The organism is Paenibacillus sp. J22P169 (genome assembly GCF_059691995.1).
Genome location: NZ_JCAUAO010000001.1, coordinates 1,592,265 through 1,615,480 on the forward strand (window position 1 = coordinate 1,592,265; position 23,216 = coordinate 1,615,480).

General features: G+C 45.0%; 22 protein-coding genes. 1 reads left to right on the top strand and 21 read right to left on the bottom strand.

Annotated elements, in window-relative coordinates; all coding sequences use genetic code 11:
- Positions 1 to 9: 9 nt before the first annotated feature.
- The 13 genes from AC58QG_RS07540 to AC58QG_RS07600 form a co-directional block, all read right to left on the bottom strand.
- Positions 10 to 300, bottom strand: a complete 291-nt coding sequence (locus tag AC58QG_RS07540) for a Dabb family protein (protein WP_497361473.1) — start codon at positions 298 to 300, stop codon at positions 10 to 12.
- A 28-nt stretch (positions 301 to 328) separates the two neighbouring features.
- Positions 329 to 1,885, bottom strand: coding sequence for an ABC-F family ATP-binding cassette domain-containing protein (locus tag AC58QG_RS07545; RefSeq protein WP_497361474.1), 1,557 nt, complete (start codon positions 1,883 to 1,885; stop codon positions 329 to 331).
- A 105-nt stretch (positions 1,886 to 1,990) separates the two neighbouring features.
- Positions 1,991 to 3,484 (bottom strand): DUF6382 domain-containing protein, encoded by a 1,494-nt coding sequence (locus tag AC58QG_RS07550; RefSeq protein ID WP_497361475.1) that lies wholly within the window; start codon positions 3,482 to 3,484, stop codon positions 1,991 to 1,993.
- Between the two features lie 17 nt (positions 3,485 to 3,501).
- A complete protein-coding gene (locus AC58QG_RS07555; protein WP_497361476.1) occupies positions 3,502 to 4,017 on the bottom strand; it encodes an A24 family peptidase in 516 nt (171 codons plus the stop codon).
- A 29-nt stretch (positions 4,018 to 4,046) separates the two neighbouring features.
- Positions 4,047 to 4,712 carry a TadE/TadG family type IV pilus assembly protein gene (locus tag AC58QG_RS07560; protein WP_497361477.1) on the bottom strand — a complete coding sequence of 222 codons (666 nt, stop codon included), beginning with the start codon at positions 4,710 to 4,712 and terminating at the stop codon, positions 4,047 to 4,049.
- A 16-nt stretch (positions 4,713 to 4,728) separates the two neighbouring features.
- Positions 4,729 to 6,984, bottom strand: coding sequence for a hypothetical protein (locus tag AC58QG_RS07565; protein ID WP_497361478.1), 2,256 nt, complete (start codon positions 6,982 to 6,984; stop codon positions 4,729 to 4,731).
- A 14-nt stretch (positions 6,985 to 6,998) separates the two neighbouring features.
- Positions 6,999 to 8,003, bottom strand: a complete 1,005-nt coding sequence (locus AC58QG_RS07570; protein WP_497361479.1) for a TadE/TadG family type IV pilus assembly protein — start codon at positions 8,001 to 8,003, stop codon at positions 6,999 to 7,001.
- On the bottom strand, positions 7,993 to 8,220 hold the full coding sequence (locus AC58QG_RS07575; RefSeq protein WP_497361480.1) for a Flp1 family type IVb pilin: 228 nt from the start codon (positions 8,218 to 8,220) through the stop codon (positions 7,993 to 7,995). Before AC58QG_RS07575 ends, AC58QG_RS07570 begins: the two co-directional genes overlap by 11 nt.
- Before the next feature lie 15 nt (positions 8,221 to 8,235).
- On the bottom strand, positions 8,236 to 8,850 hold the full coding sequence (locus AC58QG_RS07580) for a type II secretion system F family protein (RefSeq protein WP_497361481.1): 615 nt from the start codon (positions 8,848 to 8,850) through the stop codon (positions 8,236 to 8,238).
- 256 nt (positions 8,851 to 9,106) lie between these two features.
- On the bottom strand, positions 9,107 to 9,988 hold the full coding sequence (locus tag AC58QG_RS07585) for a type II secretion system F family protein (RefSeq protein ID WP_497361482.1): 882 nt from the start codon (positions 9,986 to 9,988) through the stop codon (positions 9,107 to 9,109).
- Complete coding sequence (locus tag AC58QG_RS07590) at positions 9,985 to 11,247, bottom strand: TadA family conjugal transfer-associated ATPase (protein WP_497361483.1); 1,263 nt, start codon at positions 11,245 to 11,247, stop codon at positions 9,985 to 9,987. The genes AC58QG_RS07585 and AC58QG_RS07590 overlap by 4 nt, the downstream gene beginning before the upstream one ends.
- On the bottom strand, positions 11,228 to 12,361 hold the full coding sequence (locus AC58QG_RS07595) for a P-loop NTPase family protein (RefSeq protein WP_497361484.1): 1,134 nt from the start codon (positions 12,359 to 12,361) through the stop codon (positions 11,228 to 11,230). Before AC58QG_RS07595 ends, AC58QG_RS07590 begins: the two co-directional genes overlap by 20 nt.
- A gap of 266 nt (positions 12,362 to 12,627) precedes the next feature.
- Positions 12,628 to 13,140 (bottom strand): acyl-CoA thioesterase, encoded by a 513-nt coding sequence (locus AC58QG_RS07600; RefSeq protein WP_497254694.1) that lies wholly within the window; start codon positions 13,138 to 13,140, stop codon positions 12,628 to 12,630.
- A 133-nt stretch (positions 13,141 to 13,273) separates the two neighbouring features.
- On the opposite strand from AC58QG_RS07600, the gene AC58QG_RS07605 reads away from it, so the two are divergent.
- Entirely contained in the window at positions 13,274 to 13,756 is a 483-nt protein-coding gene (locus tag AC58QG_RS07605; RefSeq protein WP_497361485.1) for a TspO/MBR family protein, read from the top strand.
- On the opposite strand, the gene AC58QG_RS07610 is transcribed toward AC58QG_RS07605, so the two are convergent.
- From AC58QG_RS07610 to AC58QG_RS07645, 8 genes are all read right to left on the bottom strand, one after another.
- The gene (locus AC58QG_RS07610; protein ID WP_497361486.1) at positions 13,740 to 15,326 is read right to left on the bottom strand and encodes a serine/threonine protein kinase; all 1,587 of its coding nucleotides are present in this window, start codon (positions 15,324 to 15,326) and stop codon (positions 13,740 to 13,742) included. The genes AC58QG_RS07605 and AC58QG_RS07610 overlap by 17 nt on opposite strands.
- Before the next feature lie 151 nt (positions 15,327 to 15,477).
- Positions 15,478 to 16,515, bottom strand: coding sequence for an SAM-dependent methyltransferase (locus AC58QG_RS07615; RefSeq protein WP_497361487.1), 1,038 nt, complete (start codon positions 16,513 to 16,515; stop codon positions 15,478 to 15,480).
- A 51-nt stretch (positions 16,516 to 16,566) separates the two neighbouring features.
- Positions 16,567 to 17,340 (bottom strand): ABC transporter ATP-binding protein, encoded by a 774-nt coding sequence (locus AC58QG_RS07620; protein WP_497362803.1) that lies wholly within the window; start codon positions 17,338 to 17,340, stop codon positions 16,567 to 16,569.
- A 19-nt stretch (positions 17,341 to 17,359) separates the two neighbouring features.
- On the bottom strand, positions 17,360 to 17,713 hold the full coding sequence (locus tag AC58QG_RS07625; RefSeq protein ID WP_497361488.1) for a cyclic-phosphate processing receiver domain-containing protein: 354 nt from the start codon (positions 17,711 to 17,713) through the stop codon (positions 17,360 to 17,362).
- Positions 17,691 to 18,551 carry a deoxyribonuclease IV gene (locus AC58QG_RS07630; protein WP_497361489.1) on the bottom strand — a complete coding sequence of 287 codons (861 nt, stop codon included), beginning with the start codon at positions 18,549 to 18,551 and terminating at the stop codon, positions 17,691 to 17,693. Before AC58QG_RS07630 ends, AC58QG_RS07625 begins: the two co-directional genes overlap by 23 nt.
- A 15-nt stretch (positions 18,552 to 18,566) precedes the next feature.
- Positions 18,567 to 19,370: an Fpg/Nei family DNA glycosylase gene (locus tag AC58QG_RS07635; RefSeq protein WP_497361490.1), complete on the bottom strand. Its 804-nt coding sequence runs from the start codon at positions 19,368 to 19,370 to the stop codon at positions 18,567 to 18,569.
- A 100-nt stretch (positions 19,371 to 19,470) separates the two neighbouring features.
- The gene (locus tag AC58QG_RS07640; protein ID WP_497361491.1) at positions 19,471 to 20,898 is read right to left on the bottom strand and encodes a ribonuclease H-like domain-containing protein; all 1,428 of its coding nucleotides are present in this window, start codon (positions 20,896 to 20,898) and stop codon (positions 19,471 to 19,473) included.
- Positions 20,895 to 23,183, bottom strand: coding sequence for a DEAD/DEAH box helicase (locus AC58QG_RS07645; protein ID WP_497361492.1), 2,289 nt, complete (start codon positions 23,181 to 23,183; stop codon positions 20,895 to 20,897). Before AC58QG_RS07645 ends, AC58QG_RS07640 begins: the two co-directional genes overlap by 4 nt.
- Between the last annotated feature and the right edge of the window lie 33 nt (positions 23,184 to 23,216).

Genomic DNA, 23,216 nt, shown 5'->3' on the forward strand with positions numbered 1-23,216 from the left:
AAACGTGAGTTAGCTTACAAAATCAACACAGATGGACGTTCCATCAAGAACTGTTTTCATATGAGCTTTGACTTCTTCGTGCACGGGGTGAGTATCGTAAGTCTTCAAATCGTCTAGTGAATCAAATTTCGTAATGAGTGCGATATCGTAAGAACGCTCTAAATGCAGAATGTCTGTCCCAACCTCAATGTGTCGTAATACCGGGATTTTACCTTCCATATTCGTAAGAACGGCTTTGGTTACTTCCACGGCTTCAGGACTGCGATCTTTGAGCTTAAAAAACACTACATGCGTTAACATAGTTATCTCCTCCGATTTGATTATTTGGTTAACTCGTTACCTTGGCAGACCATTCTTCAACATCCCACACACGTGTTACCCAACCTTCATAGAATTCCGGCTCATGGCAGACGAGAAGTACGGTACCCTTATACTCTTTCAAAGCACGTTGGAGCTCTTCTTTGGCTACGACATCCAAATGGTTCGTAGGCTCATCGAATAACAACCAGTTGCTTTCTTGCATGAGCAGCTTACACAAACGAACCTTCGCTTGCTCCCCACCACTCAGCATGCTCATCGCACGGGTGATGTGCTCATTCTTAAGCCCAACTCGGGCAAGCGCTCCTCTGACTTCGTTCTGTGTCATCGAAGAGAAGGAATTCCATACATCATCAATCGGTGTCATGCTTGGCGCTTTGACCTCTTGCTCAAAGTATGCAGGACTCAAATAATCACCGCGATATGTTTTACCGTTGAAAGGCTCGATTTTCCCAAGAATCGTCTTCAATAGTGTGGATTTACCGACCCCATTGCAGCCAACGATGGCAATTTTCTCACCGCGTTCAATCGTCACATTCATCTTTGGAAGTAAGGCACGATCATAGCCGATTTCCAAATCTTGCGCTTCAAATACTACTCTACCACTTGAACGAGATTCTTTGAATACGAATGTAGGCTTCATCGCCGTTTCCGGACGTTCAATGCGGTCAATTCGATCCAACTGCTTCTCCCGGCTCTTCGCACGAGTTGAAGTTGACGCTCGTGCCTTGTTGCGCGCAATGAAATCTTCTTGCTTCTTGATGTACTCCTGCTGCTTCTCGTAGGCGTCAATGTGCTGCGCTTTGTTCATTTCTGCCATGTCAAGGAATTTCTCATAGTTTGCTGTGTATCTCGTCAATTTGGAAAATTCCAAATGATAGACAACATTTACGACTTCATTCATAAATTCCGTATCATGTGAAATTAACATGAACGCATATGGATAATCCTTCAAGTACATTTTCAACCACTCGATGTGTTCCACATCCAAATAGTTGGTAGGCTCATCGAGTAATAGGACAGTCGGTTTTTCTAATAGCAGCTTAGCAAGAAGAACTTTCGTTCTTTGTCCACCACTTAGCGATGTAACATCCCGATCTAAACCAATTGCGTTCAATCCAAGCCCATTACCCATCTCTTCGATTTTAACATCGAGCAGATAGAAATCACCAATTTCCAAACGCTCTTGAATTTCGCCCATTTCCTCTAGTAAAACCTCAAGTTCTTCTGGCGTGGCATCTCCCATTTTATCGGTAATAGCCATCATTCTTTTTTCTTCTTCATACAAAGGCAGGAACGCATCACGCAAAATATCACGGATTGTTCTACCCGCGGCTAGTACGGAGTGCTGGTCCAAATATCCATAGTGGACTCTCGGTGTCCATTCTACTTTTCCTGTATCCTTCAAAAGCTTGCCTGTTAATATATTCATCAACGTGGATTTCCCCACGCCATTTGCTCCTACGATACCAACGCGTTCACCAGCGAGTAAGCGGAAAGATACATTTTTAAATAATGTCCGATCGCCAAAGCTATGGCTTAAATCTTCAATTGTTAAAAGACTCATTTTGTAAAACCAAACCCCTGTCTAGTTCTAAGATAATCACGTATTTTTCTCGCGACTTCTTATTATACCACTGCTCATGGCAGACAGGAAGTAGAACTATTTGTATTAAAGTCGAAAAGTCATTTCTTGGCGAATAATTCGCAGAATGTCCCCATCTTTTAGTGGATAGGCTTGATACGTGATCAAGGGTTGATCATTCAAATACGTCCCGTTGGTAGAGCCTGCATCTCGAAGGTGATATCCCAGGCTCGTTTGGACAATTTCCGCATGGATTCTAGAAACACCCGCGATTTCGAGCAAATAATCAACCTTGCTAGTTGAATCTCCTCGGCCAATTGTAAAGACTTCACTGCTGATAGGAACAATTTCACTACCACCATCAAATTGATGTTCCAACCGCGGCCCTCGTTGTATAGGCTTTGAAGTTTTCCCAAGGAACACCGTGGCATTCGATTGTGAAGGATGTAATTGGGAGGTATGTAACGGAAGATTTTGATAGTAATGGTCCATATCCATTGAAGCCGACGCGCTAGGTAGTACTTCACGCAAATTAGCAGAAACGGTACTTGGGTTGCTGTTTGCGTTGGGAGTTTCTTTCTTTAGTTGATTGCCTAGTCTGTGTAACGCTGGACGGCCAAAACAAATCAGAACAAAGCCCATATCTCCCAGCAACAAGGTGATTCCAGCCAGTAGCTGCAGTGAGCTTGTTGAGGGTGATGCCAAATAGGATTGCCAAAGAAAAGCTACAAGGACAACTATAAGCGCTATTGTCACCCATCTTGCTCGCTGATCAAGGGGAGTGAAGGTTAGCGGGAATACACGAATAGGTGATTCTAGATTGGATTGACTTTTGTGCCCATCCATTTCCTTTCGATCAAGATTAGCCAATTGGGGAATGGTAATTGGTACAGGAATCTCTTCTTCCCGCTTCCAATGAGCTTTAGGCAATCCTGTATCTTTTATTGAAAATTCAATAGATTCTGATTGCGCAGAAGTTACATTTACAGCAGGTCGTATTAAAAAGGGTTCGTCCATTAACGTAAGCAAAGCTTCCTTATACCCGAGTATGCTATTTGTAACTAAATGCGTGGAAATCCAGACTTGCAGTTGCTCTTGTTCTTCCTCACAGACATGAATGATAAGCTTTCTGAGAAGCGAACCGATTGCTGGACAGATATCACCATCAGTATGCTGCATGTCGATAGGAACATAGGTCAGGTAAACATCTGAGTAGTCCTGTCCGACGAAAATCAAATTATCTTTCAGAACGAAATTCATTTCGCACAACATATAATTTTTGCACTCATCGAGTGTAGATATGATGGCGTACATCAACTTGGCAAGCTGATGGATCGAAAACGTCTCCACCTTCAATACATGCGATAACATACGTTTCGAAGACAATTTATATTGAAGTTGAATCGTGGAATCTACTTCATGAATGTCCAGCGGCAGCAGCTTTGGGACTTCATTAGCTTCTAACATGCGTACTTGCAAGGTAGATAGTTCACTCGCTACTAACCCCTCTTCCTTGAACAACACCATTTGATGTCCATGACGATAAACAAACTCATACCGAAGCCCAAATACTTCTTGCATCAGATAATCACCTCATCTCAAAGCAGAGAATAATAACACGTGACAGTCACAGCCGGAAACACAGCGTACATAAAGGGGAATTTAATGTTTTTCTGTTGCTTAAGCTCCCATAAAGTTTCGAGTTTCTGGTGAGCAAAAATAGAAATAAGCCAACTAATTATCTTATGCCCAGTAGCTCTCATTTTTTTCTGAATAAGCACAAGGAAAAGTCCAATTATACCGGCACATAATATTGCATAGATAACTGTTTGTATAACAAAAATAACACCCATCATGGCCCCGATAGCAGCAAAAAGCTTGACATCTCCTGCTCCCAAAGCGCCTAGAAGATACAACACAAGTAGAACTAGAAATCCTGTACCTGCACCAATGATGGAAAAAAGTAAACCATCCCAACCTTGCGACAACGTGTGGAACAATATCCCGAATAAGGTTCCACACATCGTCAATTCATTTGGCAGCTTGGAATAACGAACATCAATAGCAAAGGCAATCGTGATAAATATAAAAAATAGGCCATAAAGCCATATCATGATGATACTCCTCTCATCCGTTTAAGCGTTCAAGCCCCTATCCAAGCTCGCTCATAGGCTCTTTTTTTCAATACAATAGTGTGGCTTATAAAAGGAAGGGGCAGCTTATAGATCAATTGTGCTTCGAATCCAATGAATGCCTCCCCCGCCTGATCCATACTCGGCAGCGTCAGCGAGGTGACTTTAAAGTTGCTCTTGTCCACAATAGCTGCATCACAAAACGCAAACACAACGGGTGTAAATATCATGAGCATTCGCGGTTTCACTTGTGATTCATAGAGACCATTCATTTCATCTTGAGCTTTGCCCTCCCAGAACTCCCGTTTCTCTTTCTCCCAACGCACGAGTTCCACTAGGAAATCAGGAATATAGGCCGCATACGTATTGGCAAAATCCTCCGAGTTCGTTACACGGCTTCGCGCCGATTGGACTTGATCCACAACAGCATTCAGCATATCCGCGGCATGGCTTTGATCATATTTCATTTGAGCTTCTTGAACTAGAACTCGCACGGGATATAACTGACCGGCAATGGACTTCGTCGCCTCGGAAACACCTGATTGCAAAGCCATTTCAACACTAGCTATTTGAATGAAAAGTACAAGACCTATTACAAAAGCTAGAAACAATGGCAGCACGAGCGAAGCCTCCAATACGATGCCGCCTTCCTGTTCCTTATGCAGTTTTAGAAGCAATCCGAGGTCTCCTTCCTCAATACGAAACTACAGCTGTTCGATTTATTTGACATTGCGATCCAACTACTTTACATCCTAAAAGTCCTGTCCCATCCAATAATTTCATCACTTGTGGTATAAACCATAGTCGTATTTCACTAGTCGCATTCGCTTGCAAATAGGATGTTTGTTGAATGAGCTCTTTGCCTGTTTCTAATTCAAGAAGCGCTTGCATTCTAGACATCAGCTTCGAATTATTGCTATGGAGCATGAGAAATACCCGCAAATAGTCTTTGTAGGTTAATTTGAGAACAGAAGTTGAAAGTTTAGATGAAAGTTCAACTGCATCACCATTCACCAGCGCGTTCATGTCGACTAATGCCTCCGCTGCACCCTGGGCTGCCGCAGCTAATAGGACGAGTAATGGGGAACCTATGTTTAAAAGTTCCTTCTTCGGATCTAATAAACCTTCGACGGTACGAATCGCTAATCGTAATGAAAACATTTCTGCATAGGCCGACGACATATTAGCAGCACATGAGGAAAAGCCGTACAACAGATACTCAACCTCTTGGTTTCTTAACACGTGAGACCCAGGATCTACGAGCTCATTAGACAATTTTGGTCGTCCATTTAAATCTTTCTCTAGACCGTAGGTTCGGTAGTTAAACTTGGTAAGAGCATACTCATTCACATAAAGCTCATCCCGCAGAACCTCAGTTGCTTGATTTATGGCTCCCAGCATGTCCAATGCCCTTAAGCTAGCAGGCTCGGCTTTATCCAGTTCATAAGAAACTTCATTTCCTATTGTTGTATCTTGCGCATTCACTTGTCGATATTTCTGATAGAAGCCTGATTCGCCCTGGAGCTTGCTATATTGCGCGTCATCTCCAGTCGTTGAATTCGTTAGACTACACCCACCAATAGCTTGTTTGGCCTGATCCAATATATCTTGGATGGTATTCTTATGAGATTGCTTATTCCTGTTGGATGCCTCGTTTTTACTCATTCTGGCAGTCTCTAGCACCTTTTGATCGTGATAAAAATCATTTGCAACTTCCCAATACGCATTATTAGCTTGATTAACCTCACTTGTATTCGCTGAAGTATACAGAACGACACTTTCAACAGATGCCTGGAATGCTGAAAATAACGCGGTGATCTGTGCGATCGATGTTTGATAGTGATAAAAATAATCATCCCCAATAAGGGAAACATGTTGAAAAACTTCACTCACTCCTTGAGTGCTATTAGATGAAGTAGAGATTCCTGTTAGCATTGAACGAATATCGTCATTCTTCTGCTTCGATAAGCGTAATTTAGGTTCAATTCCCTGCTGTAATTGCTTAAGCACACTTTCGTTCGAGGCTACCTCAAGCTTCGTACTGATTACAAGTGCCGTGTAGGTCATGATTAGTTGAAGCAAATCATCCAACTCATGGAGCTTCTGTGAAAGCGTACTGACTTGTTCCTCAAGTGTGCTTTTAGCAATAATCAGTGTTTGAATACTGGATGCCGCCTCAGGACCAGCTGCTACCAAGCCAGCCAATGAAAGATCCATATTCCTTATGGTATTCGTAAGAGATTGCATTTCCTCATGTACTTGATTGATTTCACCTCGAACCTCATCAACTGTATGGATGCCGATTTGACCTGCTAAATCATCTAATTTCGCAATTCTAGCCCAATAGTAGTTATGAAAGGAGGATGTTTTGGCATATAGCTCTTCTGCACTCTCCCAAGCATCGTCTAGCGCGGATTCCCGCTGTTCAATCATCTTCTCGAGCTCTGCCGCTTCTTTCGCAAATTGCGATCCCATCTGAAAAGGCGCACTGATGTTACTTTTTTTAAATTTATCTGCGATTTCAAGGGTATATTCAATCGGAGCTTTTAATTTCATATCTTCGATAAGTTGTCCCTTAAATATGACATGACTCGCAAGCGAATAAACGGGAGTAATTTGCATGGATTCGTTTACAACTCGGGTATCTATAAAGTGAAACGTACGTGTCGAGACGCTGCCTGATAAGTTTCTGGCAAATACATCACTAAACAATTTCACTGAAGCCTCCTGGGAGAGGCCCATGCCATAAAGTCCTCTCTTCTGCAGATCGGCATCAAATGCGGACATTACGGATCTTGTAGCAGCCTGTATAGCAGATTCTGTTTCTTTCTCCGCTACTTTGATTCGGGAAAAATCGATAAGCACAGCTTGAAATATGAAAATCGGCACGATTATGAGTATCAAATACACGGATACCGCGCCGTTTTCTGCATTAAATAATCTCTTCAAGTGCTCCCCTCTTTCTAGTTGTGAATAACGACTACGATTCCTTTACGTTCGAGTTCTTTGCGAAAAGCGTCCGAAGGCATCCCTTTGCCACTGGAATCCTTCTTAAAGAAGTGCCAAACAATACCTTTTACAGATGGATCATGCTGGAGCAATTCAACATCCTTCGGCAGTTGCTCGGTTCGAAGCTGAGTTTCCGTCAGACTATAGAAGGCTTGATGTCCAATACCTCGTGCATCAAGCGCATCAATTTTTCTGCTTTTACCGGATACCGTCGTCCGTACGACCTCCGTACCTCCCACTAATGATCGGAGGTAAGAGGACGCCTGACGTTCGGATTCAATTGTGATGCCTGGACCAGACAAATTACTCTTCACAGGATCTATCAGTGCTGCCTTCGCTTTCTCGGGAGAGATTCTTCCTACTAGCGTTGGTATATAAGTGCGAGTCAGATCTGTGGATCGGATCAGCTCTACAGAATCAACAACATGGGCAACAGCCTTCCCAACTGTTTGAGTCGTATTTCCCCATCGCCGTAGTACACTAGGCATGAGAAAGGACTTGTTCACAGCCACCTCGACTTGATGATCTAGTAGATAATTGGTATACGTTGCTGTACCTGTAACTCCGGCAGGGAGCAAAGCAGCAGCTCTTGCCAGCTTTTTCTCCACGAGTCCATTTATCTTTTTGACGGGGAGTGTAATTGTTGCCCCTCCACTCCCTTGTAGTAAGCCGAATAAATCACTTAAATGATCCTGCGTGAGGCGCCAGTACAAACCGTCCGTATTCTCTGGATTAAAGCTGCCAGTCGTCACATCTTTATGGCTGTTATGCCAAGTGAAAGCTAGCTTTTCTGCAGCTGATCGCGCTAATTGCGCCATGTATACATGTTGATAGGCGTACATCCCAACAAATAATAATGCCACTGTGCACATTAGAATGGCAGGGAAAACGAGTGATGCCTCTAAAGTGAAGGTGCCCAGTTCATCTCTAGTGAAACGCTGGATCCGACTATGGCGCACAGCTCGTAGTTGGGCTAGGCGCACAAGGAACAACCGCGCTATTATCCTTGAGGTCGGAGTTCGCATCGCCGATCAGCTTCTGAAACCATGATACAATCCACTTTCTAAAAATGATCGCAATTGCAACGAGCACAGCAACAATTAATAAAATCTCTAACGTACCCAGTCCATCTTCCTCTTTCCACACACATATTAAGCACTTAGCTATCATTCTCATATCAACATCCCTCTCTTATTGATTCATCATCAGCAATGCAGGTGAGGCAACGATAACCATCACCACAACAAAAATTAACACCATCGGAAAAACTAATTTGGAAGATGCTTCTTCTCCTAATGATCTCGATACACTTTTCCTACGCTGCCATAGCTCAAGTGAAAGTGATTGCAGTGCGACGACAAAGTCATTCCCGCCTCTTTTATAGTTCAGACCAAGTGATGATGTAAATAAAGACACTTCATGTAACGCACATCGTTTACTGAAATCCTCCAGCACTTTTGTAAAGGAAATGTTCATTTCAAGTTCATGTACAGCTACTATAAGCTCTTTGAATAGAGGTGAACTGGACATGTGTGGTTTGGTCTGTACACACCGTATCCACGCACGATTGACGGTTTCACCAGCGTTTACTAAAAGCACAATTGTACTCAAAAATTCAGGCAGCTCAAGGATCATCTGTTGCTGTTTTTTTCGAATCTTGGTATCTAAATCTCGAACCATCATCATTGGTGTACCTAGTGCAGCAACAACACCAAAAGCCAGTAAGGTGCTATCTCCCCCAGCCAAAATTGCTAGACATGTTGCGATGACTAGACACAGGGTGCCAGCAGAAATCAGTTCTGACATAAACCATTTACTGACTTGTGATGACAAACTCCTCCCGAACAGAGTCAAACATTTATGATGTATTTTCGAGGTGAACCCGGGGAATCGCTCCATTAATTGGAGCTTGTCAATCAAGTAGCAGCTGTACGGAAAAAGCATTTTTAACCGAAATGGGTACGTTTGTAGTTGAAGCTGGGACCTGTATTTTCTAACGCCAATCACTTGTAGTGTCAGACAAAAGATTATTAAAACCAACCCTAGAAGCCACATCCACATGCTACACCTTAATATTCATTATTTTTTGAGTGAGTACGTAACAGGCACCTAGTAAAAATAAACTGACGGTCATGATAAGGATCCCGCTCCCTCTATACAATGGAACCATGTAATCTGGCGAAGAAATTGCCAATACAGCAACAATTAGGATAGGGGCAATGACAAGTATTCTCGATTCAAAACGCTTTTGCGCGATCATGACCGAGATGTCTTGCTTTATTTCCAGCTTTTCAGAAATGACTGTAGCTGTTCGTCTCATCACCTCAACTAAATTGCCTCCTGTACGCTTACAGGTCAGAAACACATCAGTGAAACTCTGAATGTCCTCCAGATGACTTCGATCTGCAAAATGTTTAAGCGCCGCCTCAATCGGCTCACCATTGTCAACTTTCCGGCAAATCATGCCGAACTCAACAACAATCAGACATGCAGGATCAGGATATAGCAGCTTCAAATCCTCCAAGGCCTCTCGGAATGCCGACTCAATGGATTTTCCTACATTCATGGAAGAAGAAAGACAACTGAGCGCTTGCTTAAATTGCACATACAGCATATTTTTGCGTTTTTGGATTAATTGCTGCCGTCGAAAGCGAGGAAACAGAAAGCCCGCGGATGCTAAAGCAGTTGCGAGGAAGAGTTGTTGATAGAAGATATAACCAATCAGGAATGCCGGTAAGGCTAGCATCAAAATAGCTGCTAATCTTTCTTTCGAGGACAATTGATACTGGTTGTAATCGATGTAAGAAACAATGGGAAGGATGGGAGCTAGCTTGTGTTCAGGGGACATTCCACTTAACTTGGGAGGGGATTTGCGGTGATCCAGATAAAGCAGTAACATCCAGCTTCCACCGCCAATGAGAAGCAATAGTAACCACACCATCATACCGTTACTTCCCCGACTGGATTGCGTACAAACCAATTCGGCAGCTGCTTTCCTGCCATTTGAAGCTTGTGCATATTCACAAGTGCTTTCCCCGTATACCGGAGTACACCAAGAATTTTACCATCTGCAGTCTCTCCGCTCTCTTCGAAGAGAAAAAGCGGCTGAAGTTCGACCTCCCCACCCCTCAAACCAACCACTTGATGGATCTCTGTCACCTTCCTTGAACGATCTCGCATACGGGAGATATGAATGATTACATCAATAGCTGAGGCAATCTGTTTGCGAATGACTTCAACGGGAAGCGGTGCGGCACTAAGTACCATCGTCTCCAGCCTACTCAGCATATCTTCTGAAGTGTTCGCATGACCGGTACTTAAGGAACCATCATGTCCCGTATTCATGGCGGTAAGCATATCTAACGCCTCGGCGCCTCGCACCTCGCCAACAATAATGCGATTGGGACGCATCCGCAAAGAGGATCGAATCAATTCTCGCATCGTAATCGCACCTTTACCTTCGGTATTTGCATTTCTCGTTTCCATTCGTACTAAGTTAGGTACAGATTGGATCTGAAGCTCAGCTGAATCTTCAATGGTAATTACCCGTTCATGGACAGGAATCGAAGCACTCAACGCGTTGAGAAACGTCGTTTTTCCTGACCCTGTTCCGCCTCCTATGAATAAATTAAATCCCGCTTCCACCATCATCCGCAGCATGTCTGCCGCTTCTTCGGAAATACTCCCCATTTGAATCAAATCGGTCATCTCCATAGGCTTGGCAGGGAATTTACGGATCGTTAAGGTTGGTCCACTAAGTGAGGCTGGCGGAAGCACAATATTTACTCGTGAGCCATCTTTCAACCGTGCATCGACAATAGGCGTGGCTTGATTGACAATCCGATTCACTTTGGACACAATCATTTGAATAAGATCCTCCAGCTTCTCTTCACTTTCTAGTTCATAGGGGTAGCGCTCAACCGAGCCCATTTGTTCAAAGAAAATACAGGTGTGACCATTGACCATAATCTCTGTCACCGTTGGGTCATCAATGAGCGGTTGAAGAATATCTAGACCTCGAAAGCTATCATAAATGCGTTTGACACCGACTTTCATTTCACTCGAAGTCCATCCAAGTGTCCTCGCAGCTCGAAAAACCGTTTCCTCAATATGCCCTCTTAACTGTTCGTCGCTAACATCATGTGAAAGGTCGATACTCTCTTTAATCTCCTGCTTTAATTGGTTAAACAGCCCTTGATGCAAGGTAACTATCAGCTCCTTTCGGATGAGTTTCTACGTTCACCTTGAAGATCGCTTTCAGCATGGCATACACTTGTTCAGAGTAAATATCCGATTGCCATACTTGCTCTGCCGTACCCACCGCCTTCCATGTAGGAATATAGGGAAGTTTAAACGATATATGTTTACCTAGAAATTCGAAAGAATTAGTTGAAATGCCCCTATAGTTCGACATTACAAAATGGATATGGGAATACGTGCTCATTTGCTTAAATAGCGATTTTGTTTTGAAGGCATCATTCCAATCATCTCGGATGAGCCAAATGATCGCATCGCTAAGTTCTAAGCTTTTGACGATTCTCGGATGAACAGATGCTTCGAGATCGACGATGACTGTATCGTACGCTGACAAGTCGACGATGGCCGTAAAGAGTTGTTTCACATCATCACCACTCATCTCTTGCATCTCTCTCATTTGCTCGTGAGGTGTCAAATAATCAAACCCACGAGTAGCATCATGAGATTTTAGGAGCGCCAGCTTGGGCCCTAACGAATCAGGCGAGACTTTCAAATAATAAAGGAGCTGTGATAATCGTCCCGATTCTCCCCCTTGAAGCCACTGTGAAGCTGCACATATGGTCTCCAAACTCAGATATAGAACTCGTTCCCCACGAAATGCAAGTTGCTTCGCCATATGTACAGCTGTTGTTGATTTGCTACTGTTACCACTACTGCTGTAAATGGATATCACACGTGTTCGGTTAAGACTTGGTGGATGAAGTTCTCTTGGAAAGCCCTCTACATACATGGCTTGAATACGTGTAATGAGCTGGTGGAGGGGTTGAAATCGGAATAAGAATGGGAGCACGGATTCTGGCGAATCCGAGTTTGCGATATGTTGACTCAAAAACATCTTCATTAACGATGTTCGATGATGCTGAAATAGCGGATAATAAACCTCAGATAACAATAAGATCCCTTTGATGTTTGGATCCTCGCACACCTGACGCAGAAGCTCAACTTGGGAGAAGAGCCTCACTTGCACACGCTCCGCGAACTCCGTTGCACGAACGAAAATGGCTAATCGCTCGGCATAAACCATGTCGTCATCAAGCACATAAAGTTGAAGTTTACTCATTTGTCTGCTTCTCCTCCTTCTTACTGTTCACTAGTCAGCGAACTTCGCATATAGACCGCTGCCCATCAGTACACAGCTCATAACTGCTAATACGATCGCTATGCGCTTTGACGTTTCTGATCTCATACCGCCCCTCCTTCTATCTCGGAATAGCAAAAAAGCACGCGCCGACGATAGAGAATAATTCTCTACAATCAGCGGTGCTTCCGCTTGTCAGATTTTCACTTACCCAAATTGTACCACATTTACCTAATAAATCAATCCCCTCATTCCCAAGGGTACTTCATCGTGAAGAAGCTAGCTAGCTTCTTACTCTCAACTCGACGAATACGTCTCATCTCAGCGCGATGCGGCGCAGATTCGTGCAGCTTCTTTTCTTCTTCTGTTTCCGGGATGACATCCGGTACTTCCACAGGCACCTTATTTTCATCCAAGGCAACAAAAGTTAGGAAAGAAGTCGCAGCAATTTTTCTAGCGCCTGATTTCAGATCCTCGGTTACTACCTTTACGAAAACCTCCATCGAGCTTTTGCCTGTCCAAGTCACGAATGACTCTAAACATACGGAATCCGACGTGTGGATCGGTGACAGAAAGTCAACTGAATCCGTTGATGCCGTCACGACCGATCTCCGACAATGCTTATGTGCCGCAATGGAAGCAATGTCATCAATATAGGACATCAATTTCCCGCCAAAAAGTGTATTATGATTGTTTACATCGGTTGGAAAAATGCGCGATGTTTTGAAACATCTAGATTCTCTAGAATAGCGCTGCTCCATATCTGTTTCCCCCTTGTTTCCTCCTACAAAATATGACTCATCATATCATACTTTTGGCTAGATTTGGTTATAACTTCTCCCACGCGAGTAATATAGTAATACAAGCTTTATCACAATAAGGAGGTGTTTACATGTGTTTACGTTTATCTTCGTGTTCTTAATTACGTATGCACTTTTCTCGATTTCCGGCGTGTTATTCCCTGCCGATCTGTCCTATTATGCCACTCTGAAAAAACCAAACTGGAACCCGCCTGCTAAGCTTTTTGGTATCGCATGGGCAATCTTATATGCCTTCATTTCGGCATCAGTCGCTATTGTTTACACAAAAACCGATGGCTTTCAAGAAGCGGCAAATTCGTATGTCTTGATTTTAACTTTGAATTACATTACGAACCAAGCCTTCACCTATTTCGAATTCAAATTAAAAAATTTGCGCCTCGCTTTCTTTGATACAACGCTTGTGGCGATTACAACTTTCATGTTGATAAATGAAACCATTCCTTATTCCAAACTTGCCGCTTGGCTACTGGTTCCCTATTTATTATGGTCATGCTTCGCTACCTTACTAGCATGGACGATTTATCTGTTAAATAAAAGCTCTAGCCGCGCTTATTAATACGGGAAAATATCGATTCTTTGGGTGATCGGGCGAGTTTTCTAAGTCTTTCACTGGGGAGAATTTCGCTGAGGAATGGTTTTAATGCTTCATAACAAACGTTCCGGTATTGCGGTTGATCTTGAATGCAATTCCCTCTCCAAACTGCTTGCATCACTTCGGCTCTAGGTAATTGGGGAATCACACATAGCGGTAAAGCCGGGAGTGAGTCTTGCCACTCTTTTTGAATACGCGGAGGCAACGCCTCATTGGCAAAATAATGCACCATTTTACCTCGCTGCCTATAGGCTTCGAACTGCTCCATCCATTTCCGCGATCTAGGGCGATCACACTTCCCAGGCGAGCTATCCACTACGACGATAATGTCATCTGCACTATAACATAACTCCTGAACAGAAGGATGATCCCACTGAGTCGATACGTCCCATAGGACGATCGGCTTTTTGATCATGTGTAGAAGCTTAAATGCATGGGATGCTTGCCATGTGCCTTGATATCCATCAGGGTGAATGGGGACCCAAGTGGTAAAACCGTTGTTCCAAGCTGTTGAGTAAGAGGAAGATGGGTCTAGAATGTGATCGGATGGAAAAATGTAAGGGTTCGGTGCATTCTGATCACCGTAAAGCAACATATACAAATCAGGTTCTATCGTCGGATGCTCGACAAGCGCGTTGGGGATTTGGAGAGCATGTAAGATTCTAGCTAGTGTTATTGCTGTGAATGTTGCTCCTACACCTGCGAATAATCCGCCAATCACAATGAGTTTCTCGGTCATATTTGGGAGTGATGTACTTGGAGTGACTGTATCTGTAACACGTAGATTGGCTTCGGGAGAAATTGAACGTAGTCGATGCTTCACTTCCAAGGCGGTTTGGCAACGATGTTGAGGCTGATCTTGAAGAAGAACATGAAGCGTAGTTCGTAAGACCTCGGGGATCTCCTCTTTGCGCAGCTCCAAAGGCTTGGCTTGACTGTACGCATAATGACCACCTGACAATAAGTAATACATCATTGAACCTAATGTAAATAGATCAGTTCGGGCATCCGTTTGTTGCCCCAAGTATTGTTCAGGTGCAGCGAATCCAATCGTCCCCATTTGCATCGTATCGGATGATTGTCCTTGTTTAAATTGTCTTGCCACACCGAAATCAATTAATCGAACTTGATTGTGTTGGTTAATCATAACGTTGGAAGGTTTGAGATCGCGGTAGATGATTGGCCGAGGCTGGAACGTATGTAAATAGTGGAAAATATCAAGCAACTGAAAAGCAATTTGAACAATTTGCGCAATCGGCATTTCTCGATGACACTTCTCGAATAAATCCTGCAGCGTTGGCCCCTCGATATAATCCATAATTAGGTAGCCTTTCCCATCTTCCGTCACAAAAAAATCAATGAGCTGTGGGAGTTGCGCGTGCTGCAGCTTAGCCAGCATCTCTGCCTCCTCCATGAAGGAAGGTTCATCCAAATCTGCGCTCAAGATCTCCTTCACTGCCCAGCGTTTCCCTTTGAGCTTCAAATCCTCTGCGAGAAATACTTGACTCATGCCCCCTTGTCCTAGCTTACTCAAGAGCCGGTATCTCCCTCCAACAATTGACTCTTGCCACTGTGGCTGTGGTTTTTGCTTCACAATAAGTAATAACCCTCCTCTTAAATTCAAGTCATAATGCTCTTGATTATAAGGGAGGGTTATTGGAAAATCTAGCTATTTTTGATGGACTTTATATTTTTTGTAGATAAAGCGTTAGTTCTTCCCGATTGTGAAACAGCTGTTTCGCTTTCAATAGGAAGAGTGAGTCTTCGAAGATACGCAGGACATCGCGAACTGTTTGGAACGGTTTCTTATGCATGAGCTTCACTGTGATGATGGCCGTCCCCCCACTTTGTAACGAGAAAAGCAAATCTGCTACAAGGCGTCCCATCTGCCGAGGGTCCCAGCTCATATCACAAACAAGTAAATCAAATTCACTATCACGAAGCTTCACGTCACTTGCATTTTTCTTCAGGAATGTCAGTAATGGATTGCCAAGCAGACGTGGATTCATCGCAGCGGGGTCAATTGCTGTAACTTTCAAGCCGCGTTCTAGCAGCAACGATGTCCATCCGCCAGGTGCAGCCCCTATATCAATCGCTTTACGCGCAACACTGAAATCAATTCCGAAACGCTGCTCTGCTTCCAATAGCTTAAATTTGGCACGTGATATTTGATCCTCTTCTTTCATGAAGCGGATTGCACCGCCTGACCAGTCTGATAAGTTTTCCTGTGGCTTGGATATACCAATGTATAGCTTTTTTGCGCTGATATACACCGAAATAATGTGGTCCGCGTAACGGACAACGGGTTCGCCTCCACATTCCGAAACAAGAATCTCATCAATGGCAGCCTTAATGGCGAATGGTGCAAATGGAACATCTGCCCGCTCTTCTTTACGAATTTGGGTAGTTATTTTCTCACCGAACCCAAACAAGCCAGCAGCAAATGCCTCACGAAGCCAAGCCGTTAAATGCGCGATATCAGCATCCGTGCGGCTAAGCTCCCATTCTTGATGTACAGGTTGAACATGTCGTAGAAAGATCGGTTCATTCTCCAGCAAGGTTGGGATGACATCTTCCGTATCATCAGGAACCTGGAAAGAGAACACTTCCGTTGGAACCAACAACGTAAATTTAGTGAGTGGAAACAACTTCCGTAGCTCATCTTGCGCATATTGTGCGAACCCGTGATTCGAGGTTCCAATATAGGTTGTTAATTGTGTCATAGCCGCATCCTTTAAGTAATATCTACATTCATTTTTTATTCCGCAATAAGCTTACTTGTCTTCAACAACCTTGATCCACGGGCGATCTTGGAACCAGTCCAAAGACACATGAATACCAAATGCCTTATGAATATTCTCGGGGGTCAATACATCTTCTTTACGTCCTGAAGCAATTAATTCACCTTGCTCAATTATAGCCACATGCGTAAATAAAGGCATGATTTCTTCAATGTGATGGGTGACATACACTACGGTTACGTCTTGTTGACTGAGCTCATTGACATCGGATAGGAACCGCTCTCTCTCAAATAAATCCAAGCCAGCCGCAGGTTCATCCATAACGAGGATCGATGGCTTGCTCATTAATGAGCGCGCAAGCATGACCTTTTTACGCTCCCCTTGTGAAAGACTTCCCAAAGGTTGGTCGGCCAGATGTGGAATACGAACTCGCGTGAGCATGTCGAGTGCACGGTCTTTCACTTCCTGTGGAATCTCTTGATAAAATCGAAGATAAGCATATTCGCCTGTTGCAACAACCTCAAGTACAGGATCAATCAAGCTCAATTTTTCAAAAAGCGATTGGGAAATATAGCCGATTTTCTTACGGACTTCCCTTACGTCACATTGCCCGTACCGATTACCAAGCACATCTACAGTGCCACGGCTAGGGAATTCGTAGCCGTTCATCATTTCAAGCAGTGTCGTTTTACCTGAGCCATTTCGGCCCAGCAATACCCAGTGTTCACCGGATTCGATATGTACATTCACATCGTTTAAAATATGGCGTTCTCCACGTATAAAATGAATACCAGATAAATGGATCATAAGTTCGTTTCCTTTCACATTACGGTTTACTAGGATAAGTTCCTTGTGCAACCCCCAGCAAGACTTCATCTGGCATCCGATGCGCATAAAGCTCCATGCTTTCCGGCTTGGCAGCATAAAGCATTTGGTACATCTGTGTGCATGCTGAAGGACTGGAGGTATGAATATACATCTTGCTTGGAAATTTACGCTGCTGAATCAACCAAATGACAACATCCATGCCTGTCTGCTTCGACAGCCAACCCAAATCATGATCCAGGGATAGGATACCAACCTCACATTCCTGAAGCAACGTGATACATTCTTTGGCATCTTTGGCTAAGACAAATCCTCGGGGACAAGGACGCGAATCATCTAAGTATACATGAATCATCCTCACATTTCCTTTCCAGCAACGAATTTATGAGCGCAATCTCTTCCCGATGCGAGCCGTCAGGCCCCGTACCTGTTTCGAGAACAATCGGAATGTCCTGTAAAAAGGGGGATTCTAATAGACTTCGGAAATTCGCAATACCAATATGGCCCGAGCCAATGTTGGCATGCCGATCACGGCGTGATCCTAACGGATATACGGAATCATTCAGATGAACAGCCTTCAAATGAGGCAGATAATCCAGTTGATTTCCCTTCGATTCCAGCTCAAGCCAATCAGAGCCTTGCCACAGTCGGCTTGCAAAAGCATGACAAGTATCTAAGCAAAAGCCGATCTTCTCGGGTGAATCACACAGCTTTCGAACCTGCGCCATTTCTTCCATGGTCAAACCTAATTGAGCCCCTTCTCCCGCTTGATTTTCAAGCAAAATGAAAGAAGCTCCCGTATAACCATCCGTAGCACTATTCAAACATTGTATTATATTTTTGTAGCCTTGTAACGGGTCTTTTCCCGTATATTTCCCAAAATGCACCACAAGTCCAACAGAACCGCAGGCATTTGTAATGTCCAAACCATTTTTCAATAAATTAACCATGATTTCGCGTTCAGGTTCATCTGCAGCAGGATTTAGCGCATAAGGTGCATGCCCGATCGACAGAATACCATGCTCCTTGCATAATTGCGCGCATGCGCTCGCATCTTTATGATTAACAACTTTCGTAGCTAAACTACGAGGGTTCATCGGAAAATATTGAAAAGCATTTGCACCAATGGAAAGGGCCGTCTTGGCTGCATTGAGATAGCCGCCTCGCGTACGTACATGAGCGCCAATAAACATATTCCATCCGACCTTTCACTTTTGGCAATTGCCACAATAGAAGCATTTACGACTTGAAACCTCCGTTAGCACGATAAGACTCCCACATCGAAAACAGGACTCATCCTTGCGATCATAGACACGACATCTCGGATTATATTGACCGGTTAAGCGATCACCTACGAATAAAGGTTCCTCCATGTAGCCACCCACTTGAATCGCTTCGCGAAGCAGTGTTTGCATAGCATGGAATAGCTGGGATTGCTCAATATCGCTAAGTGAATGCACTTTCCGTAAAGGGAGGAGGCCCGCTTCAAAGCATATTTCATCCGAGTAACAATTCCCGATACCTGAAAGAAAGGTCTGATCGACAAAGGTTACTTTGAGATTTCCCCTCTTTGGCTTCAGAACGTTACGAAATTGCACGATGTTTAATTCGAGTGGCTCTGGCCCTAGCTTTTGCAAGATTGTATTGATTTCCTTTGATGTATGAAGATGCAAATAACCTAATCGCAAACCGATAAAGGATAAGCTTTTACCCCCTAAGTGAATTTCCACTTGTATCGTTCGATCCGGCTTCTCCTCTTGCGTCCCAAAGAACATCCATCCGCCCAGCATGAGGTGCAACAGTAGAATTTCACCAGATGCTAAATGAAACAGCAAGTGCTTCGCTCTGCGCTCGATCCGAACTATCCGATTACCGATCAGCTTTGCAGCCATTTCTTCGGGGTCTATATTCAAAGATTTCGGACGTGTCACATCGACGCCTGTTATCGGTACACCTATGATCAATCGCGACAATTGTTGTCGATATGTTTCCATTTCCGGAAGCTCAGGCACGAGAATCGCTCCTTGCCATTTTTATACCTTGTATAACCAAATGGCGGATTGCGTAAACACGTTATGAAAGGTTAATTGGATGAAATGCACCTAAAAAACTTTAAATTAAGCCTTCGCTGACGTAAGCGGGTTTAGGTGTTTTTTTACTTCTTTTCGTCCCAATAACACCTTGAACACTCAAACTTGTTTCTCTTTTTCGCATCTTCATCTTCAAACGAGCAATTCGCTTTTCCCATGCTTCTTCAATTTCATTGATCTTGCGATCACCCCGATGAAGCGCACGTCGCCTCCAGAGTCTGGCCCAAGCTTCCTCTGCATAAAAAACCGCTTGCCCCAAGTCCTTCTCACGATGCTCATAGTACATCGCAAGCTCCAAATACGGCTCTAGCTGCAAGGAAATACTTGCAGGCTTAAGCAAAATAGCCTGTTTCCAGAGCTCGATTGCACGGGAATATTGACCAATTTTCTTATAATAACCGGCCAATTGAAGCAGCGTCGTTTCTTGCTCAGCGGACTGAGGAGTAGCCGTACAACTCGTCATTAATTTGTGGAAGAGAACTTCCAAATATCGCTCCGCCTTGGCAGGCCTTGCCATCTTGTCGAGCCATAGACCCGTCCGGAAGAGTTCTTCGGGGTCAAGATTGAGATTGGAATCGAGATCGACGTCAAAATCAAAATCAAGAACGTTGCGTGAGACGATGTCATTATCTGGTATGGAAAGAATATCCTCATCGGGGCGCAACAGCTTGCCAAAATGTATCGTCAAAGCAGCCAATGTCACGATATCATGCTCATTGTGTATAAATACACCCTGAAGGACCGCAGGGTCCTTCTCCGCTAAATATTGGAAGTACAGGGCAGGCGCCATTGATCCCGGCACATCATCAATTCGTTCAAAGCCAAGTCGGCTCTCCTCTACTTTGCTCAACCGGCAGGAGGGAAGCGTGTTGCGCCATAGACTTCGTGACGGATATAGAAGATCAAGCTGCAGCAGCTCAGAGTCATCCAAAGTGAGACGATTCAAAACGAAACGATTTTTGAGAATCGGCCAATCAAACGTACGGCCGTTATAGGAGACGATATGTGTATATCGTCCTAACAGTTCTTGTAAGTACACCAGCATCGCATGCTCCTCTGCTGGGTTGCGAATCATGAGCTGTTCAACGGTGAACAGCTCGCCAGTATAGTAGCCGATGCCGACCATGAACGGCACGTTACCAGCACCGACGCCGAGTCCGGTTGTCTCGGTATCGAAGAAGAGCAACTCTTCGAGCCGGACGACGGCGTCTCGCTCGTGAAAGCAGGACAGCTGCGCAGCAACATCGGCGAGCTCACGCAGCCGATACTTGCCGTGCACGCTGTCCGCGCCGTACTCGCGGCGCCGCATGACGAACGAGCCCGCGGGGCTCGTCGCAATATGGGCGCCGAGCTGCGCCCACTCGCCCCCTGCCTCCGGCGGGGGCGGCGGTGTTACCCCAGCCGCCGCGGGTCCCCGCAGGCGGCCGAGCCTTTCGCGGAGCCCGCTCATCGGGCACCGCCATCTAGCTCTGCGAGCAGCTCCAGCGCGAGCTTCTTGCCCAGCAAGCCGACCTCTTCGATCGGCCCGACACAGGCAGGGCAGCCGCTGATGCAGCCACAACTCTGAATCAGGCTGCGCGCCTGATCCATCAGCTGTCCGTGGACCTCGTACAGCCGATCACTAAGACCTACGCCGCCTGGATAGCGGTCGTAGAAAAACACCGTCGGCAGCTTGCTATGCACCGCCTTCACTTGCGGAACGACCCGAATGTCCATCGGGTCGCACATCAAATACAGCGGCGCCAGATGCGCCAAGACGTTGGCAATGCCAAGCAGCGCATGCTGCATGTCATTAGCAGAGCGTCCTGCCGCCATCGCCTCGTCGAAAGTGAACCAATAGGAGCTCGTATGCAGCTCCTCTTCTGGCAGCCGGATCGGCCCAGAACCGATATTTTCATGCGTGCGCAGACGGATTTTTTTGAAAATCGTTGGCTGCGCATTCACTGTAACCTCGCCGAGCTGACGCAATAATCCGCCAACCCGCCCCTCCCGATTCACATGCAGTACTTTCAGCTGAACGGCCATACTGGCATCGGTAAAGTAATCCACATTCACCTGTCGCACGAATGCTTTCTTCTCTTCATAATCCAACTTTTCCACTTGGAATTGGATACCTTCATGGATATATATAGCCTCTTCATGGATCAAAGTGGGCGCACTAAACCGATCACACTCGCCTATGACACGATGGCCATTCGTCATATCAATAATGACAAAATTCTCTTGAGCTGCTGAACGCAAGGAGATGTTATGTGCTGGGAATGATTGCTCCATCCAATACCAGCGATCATTGACTTGGTGCAGCACTTGCTCCTCTGTTAAATACTCTAACACATCCGTGAGCGACTCCTCACCGAACTTCTCATTCGCTTCGAATGGCAGCTCATAGGCTGCACACTTCACATGATCCACGAGGATGATCAGATTATCCGGATGAATGCGCGCCTGCTCAGGCGGGCGCTCAAAGAAATACCGCGGATTCTGGATCAAGTACTGATCCAATGGATTGCTGCTCGCGACGAGAATCGTCAGCGAGGTCTCCTGCCGCCGTCCGGCACGCCCGGACTGCTGCCAAGTGCTGGCTATCGTGCCTGGATAGCCATTAAGCACGCACGCTTGCAGCTGGCCGATATCGATGCCCAGCTCCAGCGCATTTGTGCTCACAACGCCGCGGATTTCCCCGCTGCGTAAGCCTCTTTCGATCTCCCTGCGCAGCTTAGGGAGATAGCCGCCGCGGTAGCCGCGTATCGACTTGCTGCCCAGCTCATGACTCACGAGCTCCTGCAGATAGGTCAGCAAGATCTCCACGCGAACGCGGCTCCGAGCAAAGACAATCGTCTGAATCCCACTTCGCAGCAGCTTACCTGCAAGCTTGCGCGTTTCTAAGACTGAGCTTTTACGTATCCCTAATTGTTGATTCACTACTGGTGGGTTATAGAATACAAAATGCTTCTCCCCTGCCGGTGCGCCATTATTATCAATCAATGTCACCGTTTCACCAATCAAACGTTCAGCATGCTCCTTCGGGTTATCAATCGTAGCCGAAGCACAAATAAATTGCGGATTAGAACCATAAAAGCGACAAATACGCTTCAATCTTCGAATGACATTGGCAACATGACTACCAAAAACCCCTCGGTATGAATGCACTTCATCAATCACGATATAGTTCAAGTTTTCGAACAGTTTCACCCATTTGGTGTGATGCGGAAGGATAGCCGAATGGAGCATGTCGGGATTGGTAACTACAATATGTCCCGCATTGCGTATCGCTTGCCGGACTGTAGGCGGTGTATCACCGTCATACGTATGTGTTTTGATATCCACGTCCATAAATGTAATCATTTCCTGCAGTTCTGCTACCTGATCTTGTGCCAGCGCTTTTGTAGGAAATAAATAGAGCGCTCGTGAAGCATCGTTCTCCAAAATCTTCTGTAGAACCGGAAGATTGTAACAGAGTGTCTTTCCGGATGCCGTCGGTGTGACTGTAACAACGTGATTGCCAGCAGTCACTTGGCGGAATGATTCCGCTTGGTGTGTATACAATTGCTCAATGTTCTTATGTTGAAGGGCAACACAAATACCCTCATGCAATCCTTCTGGAAAATCAGCCAGCTTCGGATCTCGTGGGGGTATCGTGTGCCAATAGGTGACTTGTTCCATGATTTCAGGCGATTTGCGCAGCCCGTCAATCATCTCTATCATTGAAGAAACCTTACCTGTTAAAGGATTCATAAACCGAATCTCCTTACCCATTTCGTTTCTTCC

Bases quoted from the DNA above. Each gene is read 5' to 3' on its own strand.
- AC58QG_RS07540 (WP_497361473.1), bottom strand. From the start codon at position 300: ATGTTAACGCATGTAGTGTTTTTTAAGCTCAAAGATCGCAGTCCTGAA.
- AC58QG_RS07545 (WP_497361474.1), bottom strand. From the start codon at position 1,885: ATGAGTCTTTTAACAATTGAAGATTTAAGCCATAGCTTTGGCGATCGG.
- AC58QG_RS07550 (WP_497361475.1), bottom strand. From the start codon at position 3,484: ATGCAAGAAGTATTTGGGCTTCGGTATGAGTTTGTTTATCGTCATGGA.
- AC58QG_RS07555 (WP_497361476.1), bottom strand. From the start codon at position 4,017: ATGATATGGCTTTATGGCCTATTTTTTATATTTATCACGATTGCCTTT.
- AC58QG_RS07575 (WP_497361480.1), bottom strand. From the start codon at position 8,220: ATGAGAATGATAGCTAAGTGCTTAATATGTGTGTGGAAAGAGGAAGAT.
- AC58QG_RS07580 (WP_497361481.1), bottom strand. From the start codon at position 8,850: ATGTCAGAACTGATTTCTGCTGGCACCCTGTGTCTAGTCATCGCAACA.
- AC58QG_RS07585 (WP_497361482.1), bottom strand. From the start codon at position 9,988: ATGATGGTGTGGTTACTATTGCTTCTCATTGGCGGTGGAAGCTGGATG.
- AC58QG_RS07595 (WP_497361484.1), bottom strand. From the start codon at position 12,361: ATGAGTAAACTTCAACTTTATGTGCTTGATGACGACATGGTTTATGCC.
- AC58QG_RS07600 (WP_497254694.1), bottom strand. From the start codon at position 13,140: ATGGAGCAGCGCTATTCTAGAGAATCTAGATGTTTCAAAACATCGCGC.
- AC58QG_RS07615 (WP_497361487.1), bottom strand. From the start codon at position 16,515: ATGACACAATTAACAACCTATATTGGAACCTCGAATCACGGGTTCGCA.
- AC58QG_RS07620 (WP_497362803.1), bottom strand. From the start codon at position 17,340: ATGATCCATTTATCTGGTATTCATTTTATACGTGGAGAACGCCATATT.
- AC58QG_RS07625 (WP_497361488.1), bottom strand. From the start codon at position 17,713: ATGATTCATGTATACTTAGATGATTCGCGTCCTTGTCCCCGAGGATTT.
- AC58QG_RS07630 (WP_497361489.1), bottom strand. From the start codon at position 18,551: ATGTTTATTGGCGCTCATGTACGTACGCGAGGCGGCTATCTCAATGCA.
- AC58QG_RS07640 (WP_497361491.1), bottom strand. From the start codon at position 20,898: ATGAGCGGGCTCCGCGAAAGGCTCGGCCGCCTGCGGGGACCCGCGGCG.
- AC58QG_RS07645 (WP_497361492.1), bottom strand. From the start codon at position 23,183: ATGAATCCTTTAACAGGTAAGGTTTCTTCAATGATAGAGATGATTGAC.